Source organism: Rummeliibacillus sp. POC4 (assembly GCF_003576525.1).
In the GTDB taxonomy this organism is placed as follows: domain Bacteria; phylum Bacillota; class Bacilli; order Bacillales_A; family Planococcaceae; genus Rummeliibacillus.
Map to the genome: position 1 here is coordinate 117,695 of NZ_QWUA01000005.1, position 21,840 is coordinate 139,534.

General features: G+C 34.6%; 24 protein-coding genes and 1 riboswitch. Of the genes, 12 read left to right on the forward strand and 12 right to left on the reverse strand.

Features of this window, described 5'->3' with window-relative positions:
* Window positions 1–175: 175 nt before the first annotated feature.
* A complete protein-coding gene (locus tag D1606_RS02615) occupies window positions 176–556 on the reverse strand; it encodes a magnetosome magnetite crystal formation protein family (protein WP_119414467.1) in 381 nt (126 codons plus the stop codon).
* 152 nt (window positions 557–708) lie between these two features.
* Window positions 709–814: riboswitch (TPP riboswitch) on the forward strand.
* 119 nt (window positions 815–933) lie between these two features.
* On the opposite strand from D1606_RS02615, the gene thiT reads away from it, so the two are divergent.
* Window positions 934–1,494, forward strand: coding sequence for an energy-coupled thiamine transporter ThiT (gene thiT, locus D1606_RS02620; RefSeq protein ID WP_119414468.1), 561 nt, complete (start codon window positions 934–936; stop codon window positions 1,492–1,494).
* A 244-nt stretch (window positions 1,495–1,738) separates the two neighbouring features.
* Entirely contained in the window at window positions 1,739–2,491 is a 753-nt protein-coding gene (map, locus tag D1606_RS02625; protein WP_119414469.1) for a type I methionyl aminopeptidase, read from the forward strand.
* Window positions 2,492–2,559: 68 nt separating this feature from the next.
* On the opposite strand, the gene D1606_RS02630 is transcribed toward map, so the two are convergent.
* Window positions 2,560–3,288: a tryptophan-rich sensory protein gene (locus D1606_RS02630; RefSeq protein ID WP_233548005.1), complete on the reverse strand. Its 729-nt coding sequence runs from the start codon at window positions 3,286–3,288 to the stop codon at window positions 2,560–2,562.
* A 178-nt stretch (window positions 3,289–3,466) separates the two neighbouring features.
* On the opposite strand from D1606_RS02630, the gene D1606_RS02635 reads away from it, so the two are divergent.
* Both D1606_RS02635 and D1606_RS02640 read left to right on the forward strand, forming a co-directional pair.
* A complete protein-coding gene (locus tag D1606_RS02635) occupies window positions 3,467–4,237 on the forward strand; it encodes a polyphosphate kinase 2 family protein (protein WP_119414470.1) in 771 nt (256 codons plus the stop codon).
* Between the two features lie 215 nt (window positions 4,238–4,452).
* A complete protein-coding gene (locus tag D1606_RS02640; RefSeq protein WP_119414471.1) occupies window positions 4,453–4,998 on the forward strand; it encodes a GNAT family N-acetyltransferase in 546 nt (181 codons plus the stop codon).
* Window positions 4,999–5,207: 209 nt separating this feature from the next.
* On the opposite strand, the gene D1606_RS02645 is transcribed toward D1606_RS02640, so the two are convergent.
* The 3 genes from D1606_RS02645 to D1606_RS18920 form a co-directional block, all read right to left on the reverse strand.
* The gene (locus tag D1606_RS02645) at window positions 5,208–5,771 is read right to left on the reverse strand and encodes a beta-class carbonic anhydrase (protein ID WP_119414472.1); all 564 of its coding nucleotides are present in this window, start codon (window positions 5,769–5,771) and stop codon (window positions 5,208–5,210) included.
* A gap of 64 nt (window positions 5,772–5,835) precedes the next feature.
* Window positions 5,836–6,834 carry a rod-share determining protein MreBH gene (gene mreBH, locus D1606_RS02650; RefSeq protein WP_119414473.1) on the reverse strand — a complete coding sequence of 333 codons (999 nt, stop codon included), beginning with the start codon at window positions 6,832–6,834 and terminating at the stop codon, window positions 5,836–5,838.
* 242 nt (window positions 6,835–7,076) lie between these two features.
* Window positions 7,077–7,217, reverse strand: coding sequence for a hypothetical protein (locus D1606_RS18920; protein WP_164489568.1), 141 nt, complete (start codon window positions 7,215–7,217; stop codon window positions 7,077–7,079).
* A 294-nt stretch (window positions 7,218–7,511) separates the two neighbouring features.
* On the opposite strand from D1606_RS18920, the gene motA reads away from it, so the two are divergent.
* Both motA and motB read left to right on the forward strand, forming a co-directional pair.
* Window positions 7,512–8,315 carry a flagellar motor stator protein MotA gene (motA, locus tag D1606_RS02655; RefSeq protein WP_119414474.1) on the forward strand — a complete coding sequence of 268 codons (804 nt, stop codon included), beginning with the start codon at window positions 7,512–7,514 and terminating at the stop codon, window positions 8,313–8,315.
* A complete protein-coding gene (gene motB, locus D1606_RS02660; protein ID WP_119414475.1) occupies window positions 8,299–9,069 on the forward strand; it encodes a flagellar motor protein MotB in 771 nt (256 codons plus the stop codon). The genes motA and motB overlap by 17 nt, the downstream gene beginning before the upstream one ends.
* Window positions 9,070–9,147: 78 nt before the next feature.
* Here motB and D1606_RS02665 read toward each other — a convergent pair whose 3' ends face one another.
* Window positions 9,148–9,369: a DUF1128 domain-containing protein gene (locus D1606_RS02665; protein WP_119414476.1), complete on the reverse strand. Its 222-nt coding sequence runs from the start codon at window positions 9,367–9,369 to the stop codon at window positions 9,148–9,150.
* Window positions 9,370–9,595: 226 nt separating this feature from the next.
* Between D1606_RS02665 and D1606_RS02670 the strand changes: the two genes are divergently transcribed.
* Window positions 9,596–9,961, forward strand: a complete 366-nt coding sequence (locus D1606_RS02670; protein ID WP_199670637.1) for a YtxH domain-containing protein — start codon at window positions 9,596–9,598, stop codon at window positions 9,959–9,961.
* Window positions 9,962–9,985: 24 nt separating this feature from the next.
* The gene (locus D1606_RS02675; protein ID WP_369973730.1) at window positions 9,986–10,978 is read left to right on the forward strand and encodes a YihY/virulence factor BrkB family protein; all 993 of its coding nucleotides are present in this window, start codon (window positions 9,986–9,988) and stop codon (window positions 10,976–10,978) included.
* Window positions 10,979–11,045: 67 nt separating this feature from the next.
* Here D1606_RS02675 and D1606_RS02680 read toward each other — a convergent pair whose 3' ends face one another.
* The 3 genes from D1606_RS02680 to D1606_RS02690 all read right to left on the reverse strand — a co-directional run bounded on the left by D1606_RS02680 (window position 11,046) and on the right by D1606_RS02690 (window position 15,042).
* Entirely contained in the window at window positions 11,046–12,947 is a 1,902-nt protein-coding gene (locus D1606_RS02680; RefSeq protein ID WP_119414477.1) for a heavy metal translocating P-type ATPase, read from the reverse strand.
* 233 nt (window positions 12,948–13,180) lie between these two features.
* Complete coding sequence (locus D1606_RS02685) at window positions 13,181–14,716, reverse strand: fumarate hydratase (RefSeq protein WP_119414478.1); 1,536 nt, start codon at window positions 14,714–14,716, stop codon at window positions 13,181–13,183.
* Between the two features lie 137 nt (window positions 14,717–14,853).
* Window positions 14,854–15,042 carry an SE1561 family protein gene (locus D1606_RS02690; RefSeq protein WP_119414479.1) on the reverse strand — a complete coding sequence of 63 codons (189 nt, stop codon included), beginning with the start codon at window positions 15,040–15,042 and terminating at the stop codon, window positions 14,854–14,856.
* Window positions 15,043–15,637: 595 nt separating this feature from the next.
* On the opposite strand from D1606_RS02690, the gene D1606_RS02695 reads away from it, so the two are divergent.
* Window positions 15,638–16,828 (forward strand): MFS transporter, encoded by a 1,191-nt coding sequence (locus D1606_RS02695; RefSeq protein WP_119414506.1) that lies wholly within the window; start codon window positions 15,638–15,640, stop codon window positions 16,826–16,828.
* 63 nt (window positions 16,829–16,891) lie between these two features.
* On the opposite strand, the gene rlmD is transcribed toward D1606_RS02695, so the two are convergent.
* The 3 genes from rlmD to D1606_RS02710 form a co-directional block, all read right to left on the reverse strand.
* Window positions 16,892–18,265, reverse strand: a complete 1,374-nt coding sequence (rlmD, locus tag D1606_RS02700; RefSeq protein ID WP_199670639.1) for a 23S rRNA (uracil(1939)-C(5))-methyltransferase RlmD — start codon at window positions 18,263–18,265, stop codon at window positions 16,892–16,894.
* A gap of 64 nt (window positions 18,266–18,329) precedes the next feature.
* Window positions 18,330–19,139, reverse strand: a complete 810-nt coding sequence (locus D1606_RS02705) for a polysaccharide deacetylase family protein (RefSeq protein WP_119414480.1) — start codon at window positions 19,137–19,139, stop codon at window positions 18,330–18,332.
* A gap of 56 nt (window positions 19,140–19,195) precedes the next feature.
* Window positions 19,196–20,092, reverse strand: coding sequence for a TIGR01777 family oxidoreductase (locus D1606_RS02710; RefSeq protein ID WP_119414481.1), 897 nt, complete (start codon window positions 20,090–20,092; stop codon window positions 19,196–19,198).
* A gap of 88 nt (window positions 20,093–20,180) precedes the next feature.
* Here D1606_RS02710 and recX point away from each other — a divergent pair, with 88 nt between their 5' ends.
* From recX to D1606_RS02725, 3 genes are read left to right on the forward strand one after another with little or no spacing between them, the layout of a single operon-like run.
* Window positions 20,181–20,999 (forward strand): recombination regulator RecX, encoded by an 819-nt coding sequence (gene recX / locus D1606_RS02715; RefSeq protein WP_119414482.1) that lies wholly within the window; start codon window positions 20,181–20,183, stop codon window positions 20,997–20,999.
* Complete coding sequence (locus D1606_RS02720) at window positions 20,983–21,309, forward strand: YfhH family protein (protein ID WP_233548007.1); 327 nt, start codon at window positions 20,983–20,985, stop codon at window positions 21,307–21,309. Before recX ends, D1606_RS02720 begins: the two co-directional genes overlap by 17 nt.
* Window positions 21,309–21,566, forward strand: a complete 258-nt coding sequence (locus tag D1606_RS02725; protein WP_119414483.1) for a YfhJ family protein — start codon at window positions 21,309–21,311, stop codon at window positions 21,564–21,566. Before D1606_RS02720 ends, D1606_RS02725 begins: the two co-directional genes overlap by 1 nt.
* Window positions 21,567–21,840 lie beyond the last annotated feature (274 nt).

The following is a 21,840-nucleotide window of genomic DNA, read 5'->3' on the forward strand; positions in this document are numbered from 1 at the left end:
TTATTTTTTTAAAGGGTTTTTCTTCTTTCTAGCGTCAATGGCTTTTATGATGATTGGATAAACGATTGGTGCGATTTTTATAGCAGCTTTTACAACTTTTCTTACTTGCATAATAAGCACTCCATTCTTTGGATCTTCTGTATTTCGACATGATAAATCCTCATATAGATAATATCTAAGCTTTAAGAACTTTTATACCTTGAACAATATTCCATATAAACACTGCAAGGGATAAAATGACTTCAAAGACAATAAATATTAGCCATGCAATCATGATAAATGTATCACCACTTGATGAGTATGACAAACCATTTGAATTTAAACCAATTGACTCATAACTAGTCGATTCAAAACCAAAGTTTATGATAACAGCTATGAAGATAATAACGCCGATAATAGTAGGTATGATTAACAATAGGTGAGAGAAGAAAGCTCGTTTTGCATGTCTTTTAACTTCAGGTTCAGTTGCTACAAAGAACACGATTAATGGTAAAATAAATCCTGCAAAAAAGACACTAAAATAACAAAGCGATGATAATACACGATTATTATTCACATTCATCACCTCCATTCAAACATTCATATATATCCTACGTATAAAAGCGGATAAAAGATTCATATGTTTTACAATAGCCAAAGAATTATTCTCTATTGAATTTCCAACTTAAGTTAAGTACAATGAATATGTTCAAAAAAATTTAATGATGTATCGACCACAAGGGGAGCCGTAAAGGACGGCTGAGAGTGAACCCGAAGTTCTAACCCTTTGAACCTGTAAGTTAATGCTTGCGTAGGAATGTGGATAGAAAACCGACTTATTCGATGTCAGGACTATCCTGACGTCGTTTTTTTTATGGTGAATATCTAATTCTGGCAATACCAGAATAAGCTTTAGACTTATGTGATCTGCATCTGAACTAAGGAGGATGAAAATTGAACAATAAGAAATTATTAATGATGATTGAAATTGCGATTTTTGCAGCAATTGGTTTAGTTTTAGATCAGCTTTCATTTAGATTGTGGGCTCAGGGAGGCTCTATTAGTCTTGTGATGGTACCAATTGTGTTGATGGCTTTTCGTTGGGGAACAGTACCAGGGCTTGTAACGGGTTTCCTAATAGGAACATTACAAGTAATAATGGGAGGTTATATTTTAACCCCATTACAAGGCTTTATCGATTATTTCTTTGCGTTTACAGTTGTAGGTTTAGCCGGAATCGTCCGACGTCAATTACTTAAGGCTAGTAAGGAAGGAAAGAAAAAGCAAGTGGTGGCGTATATTACACTTGGCACTTTTATAGGTGGGTTATTACGCTATATTGCACACACAGTGGCAGGAATTGTATTCTTTGCTGAATATGCAGGAAAACAAAACGTGTATTTATACTCAATTATTTATAATGGGTCGTATATGATACCTGCCATTATATTAACAATCATTGTAGCATCTCTTCTCTTTACTACAGCACCAAAATTATTAGAGCATAAGAGATAAAAAGAATAGACGCTTAATAAAAAGCAATTGGCCTAGTTTTCTATATTAATAGGAACTAGGTTATTTTATTTGATAAATTTTTTTCATTTTTATGATGTTAAGGAGATTTGTATGTATAAGTAAACTTTTACTGTATCTATAATATGATAGCTATAAGTTTAGACCGTCAGGGTGTTTTCTAAAACCGCATTTCTTAAATTGTGGTATAGTTAAATGTAGATAAAATGAGAAGGGATCGTTACAAATGATTGCAAAAACGAAAGAAGAAATAGATGCTTTGATGAAAGCAGGCCGTGCGATGGCTGAAATTCGTGAAGCGATGAAAGCTGCAACAAAACCAGGTGTTACAACAAAAGAATTAGACGATTTAGCTGGTAAATTATTCGAAGAAAAAGGTGCTGTTTCAGGACCAAAAGCAGAATATGATTTCCCAGGTTACACTTGTATTAGTGTTAACGAACAAGTAGCACATGGTATTCCAAACCATCATAAACTTAAAGCCGGTGACTTGATTAATATTGATGTGTCAGGCCATGTTAACGGTTATTATGCAGATACAGGTATTTCATTTATCGTTGGAGATGTTGAAAAACCAGAAGTTCAAAAAATTTGTGATGTAGCACAAAGTGCATTTGATCGTGCTATGAAAAAGGTTAAAGCTGGTTCTCGTTTAAGCCAAATTGGTAAAGCAGTAGAACGAGAAGCTCATGATAATGGGTTATCAGTTATTATGAATTTAACTGGACATGGTGTTGGACACTCTCTACATGAAGAACCACAATATGTGTTAAATTACTTTGATGCTTGGGATCGTACAATTCTTAAAGAAGGAATGGTATTAGCAGTAGAACCATTTATCTCACAAAAAGCTGAGCATATTGTAGAAGCTGGTGATGGCTGGACTTTTATTACACCAGATAAATCTTTAGTCGCTCAACTTGAACATACAATCATTGTTACAAAAGGCGAACCAATTATTACAACAAAAATTGACTAGAAAAAGTTAAAATAAAAAGCAGCTTAAAAGTTTGAAACCATTAAGCCACTTATTCAAGCTCTCTGAATTTATTCAGAGGGCTTTTGTTTTTTGATAAAAATAATTCCTACAACAAGTACACCACTCAAGAAAAGAGCAGCAGTTGTAACAAGTAATTCTTCAAAACCATTCTTAAATGCAATTCCAATAAAAGTCCAAATATAAATAATAGGGAAAAGGATATCTTCATAATGAAATCTGACATGTAATGCAATTGCTGCTCCAAATGTAAGCATAATTACTGCCCATAAAGGTTCGCTTAAATCTAAGAAGCTCCAATGATTATGGGTAAACAGGAAAGCGATGTTCATAAAAGTAACAATACTTTCCCATGCAAGGTATATAGAAATGGGTAAGCGTCCTACCCATGACCGATTCCAAACGGGATAGGTAAAATACAAACCTATCAAGGATAATAACATTAAAATAATAATGATAACTGACCAGGTAAAATATTCATAATGCCATAAGTAAATCCATAAAATATTAAGTACCGAACTCGTGACAAAATAAACAGTTTGCATAAATGTTATATGGTATTCGGTACGACGATTTTTCCACAAAAGATAAATCCAATAGGTCAAAATAATATAGATAAATACCCGAATAATATTAACGTACCCTGCAGGACTAAATAGGACAGTATAGCTATTGGAGATCTCACTTGTTGTATGGCCATTAAGTGGAATAATGTTAGCAGCTATGCTAAATGTAACCATGGCCAAATATATAATGGTTACGATCAATAGTCTGCCCAATACAATCTCTCCTTTCTGATTAGATTAGTGAAACAATCTAATAATTGATATGATGTACATCAAATTCCATAAATAATTAGTCACTCTATAGTATACAATCGTTTTAGTGTAACAACAAATACCATTTTAGTGAACATTGCGGTAAAATATTATAAAGATATAAAAAGGAGTGGATAAAGTGACTACACATATTGAAAAGCTGGATTTAAATAAAAAGCTAGACGATAAAATCTCCTATAAGAAAGAACTAAAAAAGCTCCAATTTGAAATGCTGAACATTCAACAATTCCTATTTAAGCATAATATTGGATTGATAATAGGCTTTGAAGGGATGGATGCAGCAGGGAAGGGCGGCGCTATTAAGAGATTAACACAGCGCTTAGATCCAAGGGGATATATAGTACATCCTATAGCTGCTCCTACTCAAGAAGAGTTAAAGTATAATCATCTTCATCGATTTTGGAAACGACTTCCTGCAAGAGGACAGATAGGTATTTTCGATCGTACGTGGTATGGACGAGTACTTGTTGAAAGAATTGAAGGATTTGCTTCAAAAGACGAATGGGGACGTGCTTATGAAGAAATCAATCAATTCGAAAAATTGTTAACAGATGATCATTACATTGTATTGAAATTCTGGATACAAGTATCAAATGAAGAACAGTTAAATAGATTTAAAGAGCGTCAAGAAGATCCTTATAAAAAGTGGAAGCTTACGGATGAAGATTGGCGTAATCGAGATAAATGGCCTTTATATATTGAGGCTGCTAATGATATGTTCGATAAAACAGATCAAAAGAATGCACCTTGGATTTTAATCGAGGGCAATGATAAAAAATACGCACGTATACAAGTTCTTAAAGAGACGATAAAACATGTAAAAAAAGAATGCGAACGTCAGGGCTTGCAAGTTACAGATCCTACAGAATCTTTAACTAAAGAAGTATAATATTTAAGTTTACATAGTTTTATCATAGATAAACAAAATAGTAAAAGAAAAATTTATTTTGGTTCTAGTTGAAAGAGACTTTGTCACTTAATTTTATGCATGAATTTTATATTTACTTCAGTGTTTAAGTATGGAATTCTGAATCTCTTGTTAAACGACCTTTTACAATATTCAAATGATATCTTCAATATATCGAAAAGGATGGATAATACTGTATGGTATTTTTAGAGGGACAACGTTGTTATTTGCGTACTTTAGAGTTAGCGGATGTAACACCATATACTCAAATGGTTGCACGTAATATGCATTACTGGTCAATCCATGAGCCATTACATCCACCTGAATACTACACTGAAAAAGTCCAAATAAAGAAAATTCAAGAGTCTATAAGGCAAATGCGCGCGAATCGGGAATATAGTTTTGGTATTTTCGCTTCTGGGAGTACGGAGATAATAGGGCATATTTCTATATATTCGATTAGACGTCTCCCTTTCTCCAGTGCTTTTGTAGGCTATTCAATGGATGAGGCACATACGGGAAAAGGGATTGTATCCGAAGCACTTTCACTTGTTTCAAAATTTGCATTTGAAGATCTTTGTATTCATCGATTGGAGGCATATGTTTCTCCCAAAAATGTAGCATCTGTCCGCGTATTAGAAAAAGCAGGTTATTTAAGGGAAGGGTTATTGCGTAAACTACTTTATATTAATGGGAAATGGCAAGACCATTATTTATATGCACTAATGGAAGAGGACTATTGAAAGGGTAAGGCCGCTTGGCGGAGATGGAGGACCAAATTCCATAGATTATTCAATGGAATGTAATATAAATGATATTGAAGATTTCCCGGGAAATCTGTCGAATTATTAAAAACTTGTGCTTTTACTGTATGATGTATTTCTTAAATAATATTTATAGTGATGAGATAAATACAAAAACAGCGATTTCCTCATAAGGAAATCGCTGTTTTTTATATCTTTGAGCCGTCTACAATTATATCTAATTTACCCGTCTTAGGATCAATGACTAAACCGTGAACGGGGATTGAGTCCAATACTAATGGATGGTTTTTTATCATTTCAACGCTATGTTGAACATTTTCTTGTACATCCTCAAACCCATGTAACCATTGTTTTAAATCGACACCTGAATAAGTAAGCAAATCGAGTGTATCTTGTGTAATTCCACGATCTATCATCTTTTGAAGCATTTTATCTGGGTTTACTGCACTCATACCACAGTCATAATGCCCGATTACAAAAACTTCATCTGCTTGAAGTTCGTATATTGCAACAAGCAAGCTTCGCATAATACCGCCAAACGGATGATTGAGTGTTGCACCAGCACTTTTAATTATCTTAACATCACCATTGCGAAGATTCATCGCTTTTGGCAATAATTCGACAAGCCGTGTATCCATACAAGTTAGAATAACAAAATGTTTATCAGGATATTTACTAGTAATATAAGGTTCATATCGTTTTTCTTCTACGAACGATTTATTGAATGTAATGACTTCGTTTAAAATAGACATAACTGTATCTCCTCCTCTTTCTAATTGTAAAATAACTACTTAGAAAAAGGAAATACTGAAAATTTTATTTTTTTAGTAAATGAATCGTATCTAATGCTTTTCCTGTTCCTATTACAACGGATTCTAATGGTTCAGGAGCTAAATGAACGGGAACATCTAATTTTTTAGAAAGCCATTCAGCCATTCCTTTTAATAGAGAACCTCCGCCAGTTAGAACAATACCGCGATCTACGATATCACCAGATAATTCTGGGGGACAACTTTCTAAAGATCTACTGATTAACTCTAAAATAGATAATAGATTTTCTTTTAAACAATTTTGAATTTGCAATGATGATACTGCAATAGTTTTTGGAAGACCTGTTACGATATCGCGACCACATACTTCAATTATTTCAGAAGGGTGTTCTATTAATGCATACCCAATTTCTTGTTTGATTTTTTCTGCTGTTGGTTCTCCTATTAAAACATTAAACTCTTTGCGGGCGAATTGAATAATCTCTTCATTCATATGGTCGCCACCTAGTTTCATGGTATTAGATGTAACAATCCCACCAAATGAAATAATACCAACTTCTGTTGTACCCCCACCAATATCAACAATCACACTTGCAATTGGATCACTAACTGGTAATTCTGCACCAATTGCTGCAGCAACGGGTTCCTCTATTAGGTGAACTTCTTTGGCTCCACATTGTTTCACGACGTCTTGAATTGCTAGTCGTTCAACAGAAGTAGCGCCAGATGGTGTACAAACGACAACATTTGGTTTACGTAAGGAAGATCCCATTTTCTTTGCCACTTTTTCCATCATAGATTTAATCATGGCAGCGGTCATATCAAAATCTGCAATTACACCATCTTTAAGAGGACGGATTGCTCGAATACTTTGGGGTGTTTTCCCTACCATTTCTTTTGCTTCTTTACCGGTTGCAACAATTTCATTTGTATTAATATTATAAGCTACAACGGATGGTTCATTTAAAATAATACCTTTATTTTTTGTATATACTAACGTATTGGCTGTGCCTAAATCGATTCCAACTGCTGTTGTCGAAAACATACGTAAAATTCCTCCTCAAAATACCTTAGGTTACATTAGTATAAAATATATTTCTTTTAAATAGCATGTTATTTTATGGTATATAACAATCATTTCATAGGAGTGTAAATAGAAAGGTGACATTAATATACGAATTTTAGAAATTATATAGTGCGATAAACCTTAAATGTTATAAATTCGTCAATAAATTGTTAGAAAAATGTAAAAAAAGCTACTTGCGACTAGCAAGTAGCTTTTTTTTACTAAAATTTAGTTTTTGGTTTTGGATCTACGATATTAGCAGATGAAGAATCTAGGCCTTCTCTTAAATAGTGGACAAACATCGCACCTGATACTAAAAGTATACCAAAGAATCCAACAACTGTAGCGATAAATGAAGCCATTATCGATAACCCTCCCTATATATGGAATTATTCATTAATAATAATTATACATGATTCGAAGATAAAGAGAAATTAAAAATTCTATAAAACTCTTTTAAGAATTATAGAACACTATTATTATAACACGTATTTAAATAAACTGGATAAAATAGATTGTATTGCTTCTAGTCGATAACTATTACATATCACTATTATGTTTTCATCAAATATCTTATGTTGTTCGATATTGAATTATTAACATTGCAGAAAAATAACCGAAATAATAACAAGAATGACACTATGGAGGGTACTAAAATGGATTTATCATCGATTGTTGGTCTAATACTGGGGTTAATCGCAGTATTCGTTGGGATGACCTTAAAAGGTGTAACCCCTGATAATTTGCTTAACCCAGCGGCTATTTTAATCATTATTTTAGGAACAATCGCAGCTGTAACTATTGCATTTCCTAAAAGTGAATTGAAGAAAGTTCCAAAATTATTCAAGATTTTATTTACAGAGCAAAAGCTAGTAAGTGATGTTGAAATTATTAAATTATTTTCTAGCTGGGCGGATTTAGCACGTCGTGAAGGGCTATTAGCATTAGAGGGGAAAGTTTCTGAAATTGATGATCCCTTCTTAAAGAATGGTCTAACTTTAGCGATAGATGGACAAAATGCAGATTATATTCGTGATGTATTGACTGAAGAAGTAGAAGCAATGGAAGAGCGCCATACAGCAGGAGCGCAAATTTTCACGCAAGCAGGTACATATGCCCCTACGTTAGGGGTACTAGGTGCGGTAGTTGGTTTAATCGCAGCTTTAAAAAATATGAATGATATTGATGCATTAGGACATGCCATTTCAGCAGCCTTTATCGCAACACTATTAGGGATTTTCACTGGGTATGTATTATGGCATCCATTTGCAAATAAACTTAGACGTAAATCAAGTATAGAAGCACGTCAAAAGATGATGATGATTGAAGGAATTCTTTCAGTTTTAGAAGGGGAGGCTCCTCGCGTAATCGAACAAAAGCTTGCTTCGTACTTAACAAAAGAAGAACGCAAACAAATTATGGGTGAAAGCGGGGCGAGCGGCCTTGGCAAGGAAATCTAAGAAGCGTAAAAAAGAACCAGGTGAAATCCCAGAGTCATGGTTGCTACCATATTCCGATTTACTAACATTATTATTAGCATTGTTTATCGTACTATTTGCATCAAGTACAGTAGATGCTCATAAATTAGCTCAGCTATCTTCTGTGTTTAATGCAGTGTTCGATGGAGGAAGTGGCGTAATGGAAAATCCATCTCCAGTAGAACCAACCGATCCTAAAAGTGACTCACTAAACAAAAATACGGCTTACTTAGAAGATCAAAAGTCCCTTTCAAAAATTAAGGGTAAAGTTGATGACTTTATTGCCGTGAATGAATTAGAAAAGCAATTCGAAACAAAGATGACCGATGATGGTCTTTTAATTACGATTCGAGATAGTGTGCTATTTGATCCTGGTAAAGCAGATGTAAAAGAAGAATATAAAGAAACTGCAAAGGAATTATCAAAAATTCTAGTTTTTAAACCAAAAAGAAGTGTAACAATTACTGGATATACTGATAATATTCCGATGAATAATGGGGAATTTTCATCTAACTGGGAACTAAGTGTTATGCGAGCGGTTAATTTCTTAACATTGATCGTTAATAATAATCCGAAAGTAGATTCCTCGTACTTTAGCGCGAAGGGATACGGAGAAAATAACCCAATAGCATCAAACAAAACAGAAAAGGGCCGTGCAAAGAACCGTCGAGTTGAAGTACTTATTCAACCATTAGTGAAAAAAGATGGCACATCAACAAATAATTCAAATGAATAAATACAAAAAAGGTATGTCTCCGGATAGAGGCATACCTTTTTGACTTAGAGAAAGCAAATAAAGCAATTGTTTTAATATTTATTTACGTAAGGATCCAAGCTCTGCTACAATAGCTTGCATTTCACTTGGGCTAAATGCATTACGTTTCATGACCATTTCGTATAAAAAAACTAAGTCCTCATAGTTATCAGTATCAAAATGTTCAGGTTTCATCGCATCTGCATTGACCATACGAAGTTTATCTTTTATACCTTCAATCATAAAAGTTACATTCTCTGTAGATGGTTGAGTTAAATTCAAAGGGATTCCTCCTACTTTTTATTACATTCATATACTACAGTATCATTTCACGATGAATTCTTAAAGTCAATTTAAGTTATATAAGAAATATTCCTTTGCTCCTCCTTTTATTGAGGATTTTAAGTAATTAGTGCATGTGAAATAGAATGTATATAATATTGAAACTGTTTTACATATAAAGTAGTGGGGTATAATAATATATATAGATGTTTGGAGGAGGATTAATATGTCTAACAAATTAGTTACAGGTATCGCATTAGGAGCTGTTACAGGAGCAGCATTAAGTATGTTGGATCGACACACTCGCGAAACTACAGTTAGAAAGGTAAAACATTTTATGATTGATGTGCAATATTATGCATCTAATCGTCAAGAAATAGTTGATAAACTTCAATCTACAGCTAGCTCAGTTCAGTCTATGTATAGTACTTTTATGAAAGACAAGGATTTCTATCTTGAAAAAATAAATGAAATTCAAGAGTTAACTCCTCAAGTAAAGGACATTGTTTTGGAAACAAAAGAAGTCTTAACAGCAGGAATTGAAAAAGCAAAAGAAAAAGAAGTTCCAACAGAATCTGTTATTCACTTATAAGTTCCCGATAAAGGGGGAGCAAGTATGAAAAAGCGTAGAAAAGTGAAAAAATATAAGCTTTTAAGAAGCTCCAAAAAAGCAAAGAATACTACAAGCGGTAAGTCATCTGAAATGTTCAATAAGATGAAGTTAATGCAAATAGAGAAGAAGGATACATTGGATGACCATTATGATGTCACTAAACTAAAAGGATTTATATTAGCATTTCTAAAACGTTTGAAGGATGCTGATATTACAGGGTTTGGTGCACAATTAGCGTATTTCTTTTTACTAGCATTATTTCCATTGCTGATTTTCTTATTGACTTTGTTACCTTATTTGAATTTCCCACCAGCTCTTGTATATATAGTTTTAGAAGATTTAATGCCAGAACAAGTATATACAATGATTGAGGGAACGATTGTAGAAGTTCTTGAAAAACGTAACAGTGGATTATTATCTATTGGGATCATCGGTACAATTTGGTCAGCTTCAAATGGTGTCAATGCCTTGATAAAATCGTTAAATCGTTCATACAATAAAGAAGAAACAAGGCCATTTTTAGTTGCTAGATTTGTATCTGTAGTTTTTACTTTATTGTTAATATTTTTAATCGTTGTCGCTTTAGTTTTACCTGTGTTTGGTAAACAAATTGGACTTTTTCTATTTTCAACATTTGGTTTAGAGGCTGATTTTCTAGTTGTTTGGAACAAATTTCGAACACTATTGCCTCCAATATTGATTTTTTCTGTTTTGACTTTAATGTATTGGATTTTGCCAAATATTAAATTATATCTAAAGAGTGTATTAATTGGAGCACTCTTTGCTACAATTTCATGGTTATTAGTGTCATATGCCTTTTCTTACTATATTGATAATTTTGTAAATTACTCAGCTACATACGGGAGTATCGGGGGTATTATCATATTAATGTTGTGGCTGTATTTGACAGGCATTCTCCTAATAGTAGGAGGGCAACTTAATGCTATTATGCAGCAAAGAAGGGAAAAGCTAGACAGAAAGAATAGAGCAAAATAAAGGGGACTAACCCATAAGTTAAAACTTACGGGTTAGCCCCTTTTTCTAGTAACAAGGAAGATGATTATTAATGGTTTTTCAACATTCTTAAACCGTTTAAAATAACTAAAATTGTACTTCCTTCGTGTCCAACTACTCCAAGTGGTAAATCTACTGCTTGTAAAAAGTTAGAGATGATTAACAATACGATTACGGAGATGGAGAAGGTAATATTTTGTTTGACAATTTTTTGCATCTTACGTGATAGATTAACTGCGTAAGAAATTTTAGAAAGGTCGTTTTTCATTAATACTACATCAGCAGTTTCAAGAGCAACGTCAGTTCCTTCACCCATTGCAATTCCGGTTGTTGCAGTAGCAAGTGCAGGTGCATCGTTAATACCGTCACCTACCATACCAACATGACTGTATGTTTTCATCAACTCTTTAATGTGATTTACTTTTGTTTCAGGTAAGCATTCTGCAATATAAGCATCTACACCGGCTTCTTTAGCGATTACTTTAGCAGTTTTTTCATTGTCACCAGTTAACATGATGGTGTGAATACCTAAGTTTTTCAATAAAGCAATCGCTTTTTTAGCTTCTTCACGAACTGTATCTTTCATCGCAGCAAGAGCAACAATTCCTTCTTCATCAGCTAAGAAGATAACAGTTTTACCTTGTTCTGCAAGTTTAGGAGCAATGCCTTCAGCAAATTTGTAGGCAGCATCCCGACCTACGAAATCCATTTTTCCAACTTTGTAAGATTGATTATCAACCATTGCTTTTAGGCCCCAACCAGGCACATCTTCTATTTGAGCTTGAGAGAAAGTCTTAAGTCCACGATTAGTAGCATAAGCGATAATTGCTTGTGCAAGTGGGTGATTTGACTTTGCTTCAATACCGGCAATTATTGATAACATTTGTAATTCGTCCACATCATTACGCACAACAAAATCTGTTACAACAGGTTTTCCTTGAGTAAGCGTACCTGTTTTATCAAAGGCAATTGCTCTTAACACGCTTAAGTGTTCAATATGTAATCCACCTTTGAACAAAACACCATTACGCGCACCGTTTGAAATAGCAGATAATGTTGCAGGCATAATAGAAGCAACAAGTGCACAAGGAGAAGCAACTACTAATAATACCATTGCTCGATAAAATGTTGTATTCCAACTCCAATCAAGTAAGAAATGTGGGACAAACATCATAAGGCCAACTGCAATAAGTACAAATTTTACATAGGCTCCTTCAAAACGTTCTATAAATTGTTGTGAAGGTGATTTTTCACTTTGTGCAGATTGTACAAGGTTAATAATCTTTTGAAATAATGACTCAGAACTTGGTTTAGTCATTTCCATTGTTACAGCACCAGTCATATTGACCGTTCCTGCAAATACATCTGCACCGACTAATTTTGTTACCGGAATAGATTCACCAGTTATTGCAGCTTCATCAATTGAGGTAGAGCCTTCCACAATAACTCCATCAGCTGGAATTAGTTCACCTGGTTTAATAAGTAAATGGTCACCTAAGTTCAAAGAAGAAACAGCAACGCGTTCTATTTCACCATTTTGTTTTATTAGCCATGCTTCTTCAGGTTGTAAATTCATCAGAGCTGAAATTTCTTTATGACTTTTCTTCATTGCATAAGTTTCAAGTGCACCACTGACAGCGAAGATGAAGATTAGAATAGCTCCCTCCGTCCAATATCCAATGATTGCTGAACCGATAGCAGCTATGATCATTAAAAACTCAACATTTAGCTCTTTATTTGCAATTGTTTCTTCAACGCCTTCTTTTGCTTTCGCAAAACCACCAATTAAAAAAGCTAATATATAGAAAACTATTGAAATAGTAGTTTCGCCGTCTTTCCCTAACAACCAAGCAGTTAATATCAAAATGCCTGATAGAAGTGCAGCAATAAGTTCAATATGTTCTCTTATTTTCTCAATTAGATGATAATTATTCTCTTTTACGATTTCCATTCACATGACCTCCTGATAATAATAATCAATATCAAAACGTTTATATAACAATAAATATGGGTGTCTAATTGCCTTTTTGTATTATCTTTATAGTTATTTTTAATTTAGAATTATTATAACATAGAGGATAGGGGGATGGAAGTGTAATAATAAATTATTGGTGAAATAAATAGAATAATTTAGTAAAAAGAAAAACCTTTCCAAACTTTGGAGAGGTTTTTCTTTTACTTATTTTAAAATACTCTTTCTGCATGCATAGCTAATTTTTCTAAAGAAGATTTTTGGACATCTGCGTGTAAAGAGTTTCCATGAGAATCCATTGTAACAACAGCAGTGAAGTCTTGGACACTAAGATGCCACATTGCCTCTGGTATACCAAACTCTATTAAATCTACTCCATCAACTGATTTAATACAATCGGCATAGTATTGCGCAGCTCCACCTATTGCATTTAAGTAAACCCCACCATGTTCTTCTAATACTTTTAGCGTTTTAGGTCCCATACCGCCTTTACCCATTACAGCTCGAATACCGAATTTCTTCATAATATCACCTTGATATGGTTCTTCACGAATGGAAGTAGTAGGACCAGCTGCTTTAACTGTCCAATTGCCATCTTCGTCTTTTGCCATTACGGGTCCGCAGTGATAAATAATTTGGCCATTTAGATCGACTGGGGCATCATGGCTTATTAAGTGATGATGAATTGCATCACGGCCAGTATACATACGACCTGAAATTTTGACGACATCACCGACATGCAGTGCACGTATTTGTTCTTCAGAAATAGGTGCATGAAGTTCAATAATTTCTTTTTTTGGTTCTTCTTGCGTTGCTGCAACGGCATCATCGAAGGCTATTTTTTCTCCTTCTTGGTAATGCCATTTTCTAATTTCTCCTGTTTCTGCATCAATATCAATAGCCATTCGTCGGTATGCCCAACAGTTATAAGCTACTGATACAAAGAAAGAAGCTGGAATGCGGTTCATAACACCGATTTTACAGCCTAGTAATGTTGCTTCACCACCAAAGCCCATTGTTCCAATACCTAACGTATTTGCTTTCTCTAATATGTAGGCTTCTAATTTTGCAAGGTCTGGATTTGGGTTAGTATCTTCCACGTGGCGGAATAATTGTTCTTTTGCTAAATCATATCCAGAAGAACGATCTCCTCCGATTCCAACACCGATGAACCCAGCAGAACATCCTTGGCCTTGTGCTTGATAAACAGAGTGAAGTATACATTTTCGGATACCATCCAAATCACGACCTGCACGTCCAAGTCCTTCAAGTTCACATGGTAAACTGTATTGAATATTCTTGTTTTCACAGCCACCACCTTTAAGGATTAGTTTTACTTCTATATATTCTTTTTCCCATTGTTCAAATTTTATAACAGGTACACCTGCACCTAAATTGTCGCCACTGTTTTTACCCGTTAAAGAATCTACCGAGTTAGGACGAAGTTTTGCATCCTTTGTAGCTTGAACGATAGCTTTTTTTATTACTTCTTTGATTTCAAGTTGGTTTACACCAACAGGAGTTTTAATCTTGAAAGTAGGAAGACCAGTATCTTGGCAAATAGGTGAAACTTGATCATCTGCCATGAAGATATTATTTGCGATTGTATCTAAGCTCATCGCTGCACGAGTCCCAGCATTTTCTGCATCCTTCGCTTTTTTTATAGCACGACGAACGTCTTTTGGTAAGTTAGTAGAAGTTTCGCTTACCAAATCGTAAATACTTTGTTCTAGTGTTTCTAGATTCATGGAAATAGCCCCCTCAAAAAGGTTATTTTTAAATTACACCTTATTATAACCTGTCCAAAGTATAAAAAAAAGAGCACAAAATTGTGCTCTTGTAGAAATTATATGAATAAATAAGAAGATTGTTAAAAATTTATTAATTACATTTCAGGGCGGTTTTTAAATTGTTCCATTTTATCTTCTAAATCGTCCATCATGGCAATAAGGCGATCGATATCTTGTAAATCTGCAGTTTCTGGGTCAATAGCATCTAATACTTCAACAAAAATTTGTAGACGTTCTTTTAAATAATTGACTTGTTGTTCTTTATCCGTAATTGATTTGCTCATCGTAACACCTCATTTCATCATCATCATCGTATACGATTTAATCAAATTTTTCAATTGGAAATTCGAAAAAATAGGCCAAAATGGGTATTTTATATTTCTGTAAGTTTAGAAAATTTACAAAATTAATGTAATATGTTAACATGATTTTAACCTAGAAGGAAGGAGGAGAAGTGAGTAATCACTTGAATGTCGGTTCTTTCGTAGGAAAATCCTCTTCCTTTTTAAGATGCCCATCAATGCAGCAACTCATGTAAAAAAAGTTGGCAATTTACATGAAGGGCGAAAAGAAAGTCTTCACTTCATAATAATAAGGAAGGAGTATAAAAGGTTTTCGCTGTAAATGGGAACGGAATAGGAGCCTTAGAATAAGTAGTTTAAAGGAGGGAGTTAAACAGGTTCTCGGTCAAGGTTAGGCCGATAATGGGTTTAATGTAACAACATATGATAATAACAGATCGTTAAAAGACTCAGTGCACTTTGAATTTTTGTGGCTGAGTCTTTTTTTGTGCTTTTCGGTAATTCACAGGTGGAATTAGATTATGATAAGATGTTACAAGTATTAAAATACATAATGAAAAAAGTAATTTTTACTAAAATGGAGGCAGATGTGGAATTTAAGATTAGTTTTGAGCAAAAAAGGTTTTGGATTTTAGTTATGATTGTATCTATTTCGGGATTTTCACAAGGTATGTTGATGCCTTTAATTTCGGTTATCTTCGAAAAAGATGGTGTTTCATCATCCCTTAATGGATTAAACGCAACAGCACTTTATATTGGAACGCTACTAATATCACCGTTTATTGAACAACCATTAAGAAAATTTGGGTATAAACCTATCATTTTAACAGGAGGAGCTGTTGTATTTTTTGCTTTAATGTTATTTCCATTATGGAAGCATGTGTTGTTTTGGTTTATTCTTCGCTTACTAATTGGGATAGGTGACCATTCACTTCACTATTCAACTCAAACGTGGATTACGAGTTCATCACCAGAGAATCGTCTAGGTAAAAATATTGCAATTTATGGATTGTCATTTGGAATAGGATTTGCTGTGGGCCCATTATTTGTTCCATTAACAGAAATCTCTGAAGCATTTCCATTTATCATTTCCTCAATGCTTTGTCTAGCAGCATGGTCACTTGTTTTCTTCCTAAAAAATGAAAGACCAGAACCAATACAAACTAAAAGTGTTGTGGATAATATCTTTAAACGATATGTTGTCACTTTAAAATTCGCTTGGGTAGCATGTTTGCCTTCGCTTTGTTATGGCTTTTTAGAGTCAACATTAAATTCATTGTTTCCTGTTTATGCATTAAGAAATCATTTTGAAGTTTCAATGGTTTCCTTTATCCTAGCGGCATTTTCAATCGGTGGAATCCTAACACAAATTCCACTTGGCATATTAGGAGATAAGATTGGACGAAGGAAAATTGTGTTAACTTCGTTGCTAGGTGGGGGAATAATTTTTGGATTAGGCAGCATTGTGGAATCATACCAATGGATGGTTGCAATTTGCTTTGGGCTTGCAGGAATGTTCTGTGGATCATTGTTTTCATTGGGTATTTCCTATATGAGTGATATGACGCCAAGAGAGTTGCTACCAACAGGAAATTTAATGTGTAGTATTTTCTTTAGTGTAGGGAGTTTAACAGGACCGCTTTTGGGAGGCCTATATTTGCAATATGTCCATCATTTTAGTTTCTTATTACTCGTATCAATTGGATTACTAATTGTATTTTTAATCAGTTGGTATTTTGGAAAGAGACCTACAAGTCAATTAGTATAAAAAGAGTCCTAGCTGTTTTATGATAGCTAGGACCCTTTGTTTTTTATAAGGTAACCATTATTCTTATTTTAAAGTTAATAATGATACTGATTCAACGTGTGCTGTTTGGGGGAACATATCCATCGGTTGAATATATTCTACATGGTAAATCTTAGTTAGTTCTTGCAAATCTTTTGCTAATGTAGATGGGTTACAAGAAGTGTATACAACTCTTTTAGGTTTTACAGTTAAAATTGTTTTAATAAGACTAGCAGCCAAGCCTGTACGAGGTGGGTCAACTGTTAATACATCTGGTACAAAGCCTTCTTTTTGCCAAGTGTCTAACCATTTTTCTGCAGTACCAGTTACATACTTGGTATGTGTAAATCCATGCTTTTTAGCATTTTCTTTTGCATCATGAATACTTTCAGGAATGATATCCATACCACGAACTTCTTTGGCGTCATTTGCAAGCCATAATCCAATTGTTCCAACACCACAATATGCATCTACGACAGTTTCTTTTCCTGTTAGAGCAGCAGCTTTTTTGATTTGATTGTAAAGGTGTACAGTCTGCTGTGGATTTAACTGGAAGAATGCACGCGCTGATAGATCAAACGCTAATTCTCCAAGTTCCTCATGAATTGTTTCCTTACCATTAAGAACAATAGATTGATCTCCAAAAATTAAAGAAGTCTTATCTTGATTAATATTTTGTACGATAGAGACAATGGCATGGTCAATTTTTTTCAACTTTTCTACGAGTAGTTCTTTTTTGGGAAAGCTTTTACGTGTTGTAATAATGACAAGTTGAATTTCTCCAGTTTGTATACCAACACGTACAACAATTGTTCGAATGATTCCTTTCAAAGAATGACCATCGTAAACAGGAATGTTCAAGTCATCGATTACTTTTTTTGCTGCATTTGTTATTTTTGTCGTCATAGGATGTTGGACAAGACATTCTTCAATATTCAATAGTTTATGGCTATTTTCAGAATAGAGACCAGCAAGTATTTGTTTGCCAGGTTTTCGAACTTGAAATTGACTCTTATTTCGATATTGCCATGGATTTTCCATACCAATTGTTTGGCGAATTTGAATGTTTTTCGCTGCTGATTTTACATATTTATGGAGGGCTTGTACAATTACATCTCGTTTAGCAGCAAGTTGATATGGATATTTCATATGTTGTAACTGACAGCCCCCACATTTTTCGTAAATTCGGCATGGTGGAATTTGACGAGCCTTCGCTTTTTTATGGATCTTTATAATTTTTGCTTCTGCGAAATTACGATTAATCTTTGTTAGCTCAGCATAAATGTCTTCTCCTGGAAGTGCTCCTTTTACGAATACGACATTTCGTTTATAGTAGCCTATTCCTTCGCCGTTAATGCCAAGCTTTTTTATAGTAAGGGGGATTTTTTGCCCCAATGTCATTGTAGGTTGTTGTTGCAAAACTTACACGTCCTTTTTCACTTCATCTTATCATTATAGCGAACGGTTCCGTGTAAGGAAAGAATCAGCCAATCTTTTTGTTATCAACGAAGAAAGGTACTGCGTTGATAAGGTTGTTAATGGAGTCAAAGCGATAGCCTTTTTTCTCAGCATCTTTGATAAACTTTGGCAGTGCTTCAGCGTTATCAGGAGAAACTGTGTGCATTAGAATAATAGCTCCAGGATGCATTTGGGACATTAAATTATTATAAGCATATTCCCAACCTTGTGGTTTGTCTTTTAGCCAATCTTTAAATGCAACAGACCAGAAAATATGGCGATAGCCTGCTTCTTGACCAACTCTTAATAAATCTTCGCTAAATACACCTTCTGGAGGTCTAGCATAAACTGTTCTTTCTACATCTGTAATTTCAGCCAACTTTTTGTCGAATCTTTGCCATTCATCAATCATTTGTTGTTCTGTTAGTCTAGCCATATTCGGGTGCTTATCTGAATGGTTTCCAATTTCATGACCTTCATTTACCATACGTTTTACTAAAGGAGTTGCACTAGTTAAATAGTGACCAGTTAAGAAAAACGTTGCTTGGATATTCTCCTTTTTCAATGTATTTAAAATGGATTCGGTATAGCCATTTTCGTAACCACAGTCGAATGTCAGATACATAACTTTATCATCGTTTTTACCTTTATAAACTGCTCCGTATTTTTCTAGCATTTTGTCAAAAGTTGCGCCGGCCTCTGGAGGCACTTCATTTTGAGCCTTTTTAAATCCCCAACTAAATTGTTGAGCGGAAGCAGTGAATGGGTTTGCAATAATACCAGTGATGATAATTGACATTGCGATTATAATACCTGTAGCATGTTGTTTTATCATTTTAAACCCAACCTTTCTTTTTTTGATAGGTTGCGTTGTTTTTATGGATTTATGCGTTATAACAAATTTTCTAACGCGTATTTAAGAGTAGGGTATTTAAATTGATAGTTAGCCTTTAGCAAAGAGCTTGGATGTACATTCTGACCTTCTAGTACTAGTTGACTCTTTTCTCCTAGAGCTAATTTCATCAAAATAGAAGGAACAGGAAACCAATGTGGCCTATGTAATACCTCTCCTATGGTTTTGCCGAATTCCTTCATAGTTACTGGATTTGGAGATGTGAAGTTTACAATCCCGTTAATATTCTCTTGATTGATGGAAAAAATGATTGCTTCAACAACATCCTCCAAGTGAATCCAGGACACCCATTGAGTCCCTGTCCCTACTGTCCCTCCAATGTAAAGCTTATAAGGCATGACCATCATTGGAAGTGCCCCTCCATTTTTTCCTAAGATTACACCAAAACGAGTTAAGACGACACGAACACCCAAATCTTCAGCCCTTTTTGCTGTATCTTCCCAATCTCGAACTGTATTTGCAAGAAAATCATGCGCTGTTTCTGTTGAAGTTTCTGTATATTTCGATTTGTTAGAAGAAGGGTAAATACCGATAGCGCTTGCATTTATTAAAACTTCTGGAGGAGTTTTGAGAGCTTTTATAATTCTTAGAACTTCCTTTGTCGCTGTTATACGACTTGAATAGATCTCCTCTTTAAGTGTTTTTGACCATCTTCCATTATTCAATGATGTACCAGCCAAGTTGATGATTGCGTTAATTCCTTCCAAATGCTTTTCTGGGAACGATTTGTCGGATAGCCATTGAATATAGTGAACCCCATTGGAAAAGTGACTTTGATTTCGAGTCAAAACAAAGATCTCAGCCCCGGCTAATTGTAATTGTTGGACTAACTGTTTTCCTACTAGTCCTGTACCACCTGTTATAGCTATTTTCATAACAACACCTCTTTATATACTATTGGAGTACTTTACATGATGTTATAATCGAAAAGTTGTATACTAAGCTTATCAAAGGAGGAATTAGATGTCTCGAGTAATTACCAAAATTAGCCGTCAAAAACGTAATCAGGAACGATATAATATATATCTAAATGAAGAATATGCTTTTAGTGTAGATGAGGCTATTTTAATACAATTTAGTCTTACAAAAGGTAAAGTTTTAGACGATTTAACGGTAGATGAAATTGCCTTTGATGATGAAATTCAAAGAGCATTCAATCGAGCGCTATCCTATTTGAGTTATCAAATGCGTAGTGAACATGAGGTACATGAAAAGTTAAAGGGTTTAGAATTCGGCGAAGCGGTGATTCAAGAAGCGCTTCAAAAGTTAAAAAAGCTTGGATTTCTAAATGATGAAAGTTATTCAAAAGCTTTGTTAGAAACGAAAAAGAAAACAGCGAAAAAAGGTCCTAGAGCTATACAGAAGGATTTAGAGAAAAAGGGTATCGATAAAAACCTCCAACAAAAAGTGTTACATTCGTTTTCAGAAGAGGAACAACTAGAATTAGCTATTCAGTTAGCTGAAAAAGCTGTCCGTAATGAGCGACGAAAAACGCCTAGTCAGATGAAACAAAAGGTTCAAGAAATTTTGACGCGAAAGGGCTATACTTTTTCAATTGTTGAACAAGTTCTAGACAAAATAGAATTATCAAAGAATGATGATGAATGGACTGAAATGATTCAACAACAAGGAGATAAAGTTTGGCGTAAGTATGCGCATAAATACGTTGATTATGAATTGAAGATGCGTGTTAAACAAGCCCTTTATCAAAAGGGATTTCCAATCGAGAAAATTGAAATTTATATAGAACAAAAGGAGCAAGAAAATGGACAAGAAATTTAGCGAAATGACACCAACTGAACTACGAGAAACAATCGCAACATTAAAAGAAAAAGCACGTAAAGCTGAACAACTCGGTGTTTTAAACGAATTTGCAGTTTATGAACGAAAAGCAATATTGGCGCAAGCGTTCTTATTAAATCCAGATGATTTCAAACCGGGTGAAATATACAGAATCGAAAGTGATCCAGGAATGTTCTTCCAAGTAGATTACTTAAAAGGTGTATATGCTTGGGGTTATCGTTTAGGCGGGGATCATTATGAAGAGGCTTTACCAATTTCAATGTTAACTCCGATCAAGGAGGCATTTTAGTGGAACAAAAGATTAACGAATTAGTTTCTAAATTATGTGCTAAAAATCCAGCAGTTTCTGAAGAAAAAGCACGAGTTTGGATAGAACTTCTTTGGTCAGATTTTGAATCTACTTATGCTAAAGCTGGGTATCAATATCGGGGTGCTGAAATGACCGAGAAAATTATTTTACAATGGATTGAAAGTTACGGCGAACAGTTGCATGAATTTGCAGGTCGTAATCCCAAATATGCACATTTGTTAGATGAAGTAGATTAAAAAATGACCGTTCCAGATTTGGAGCGGTCATTGTATTTGTTGAACGAGCGCATTCAGCATTTAAAAATATCCAGCATCATGCGCAAGCCCCTCGAGATGTTTCAGTCCTTTGGTCGAAAGTGGGAAAGATACTTTCGAGTCAGGCCTTCCAACGCTATTCGGGGCTGAACGAGCGCATTCAGCATTTAAAGATATCCAGCATCATGCGCAAGCCCCTCGAGACGTTTCAGTCCCTTTGTCGAAAGCTGAAGAGATGCTTTCGAGCCGGGCCTTC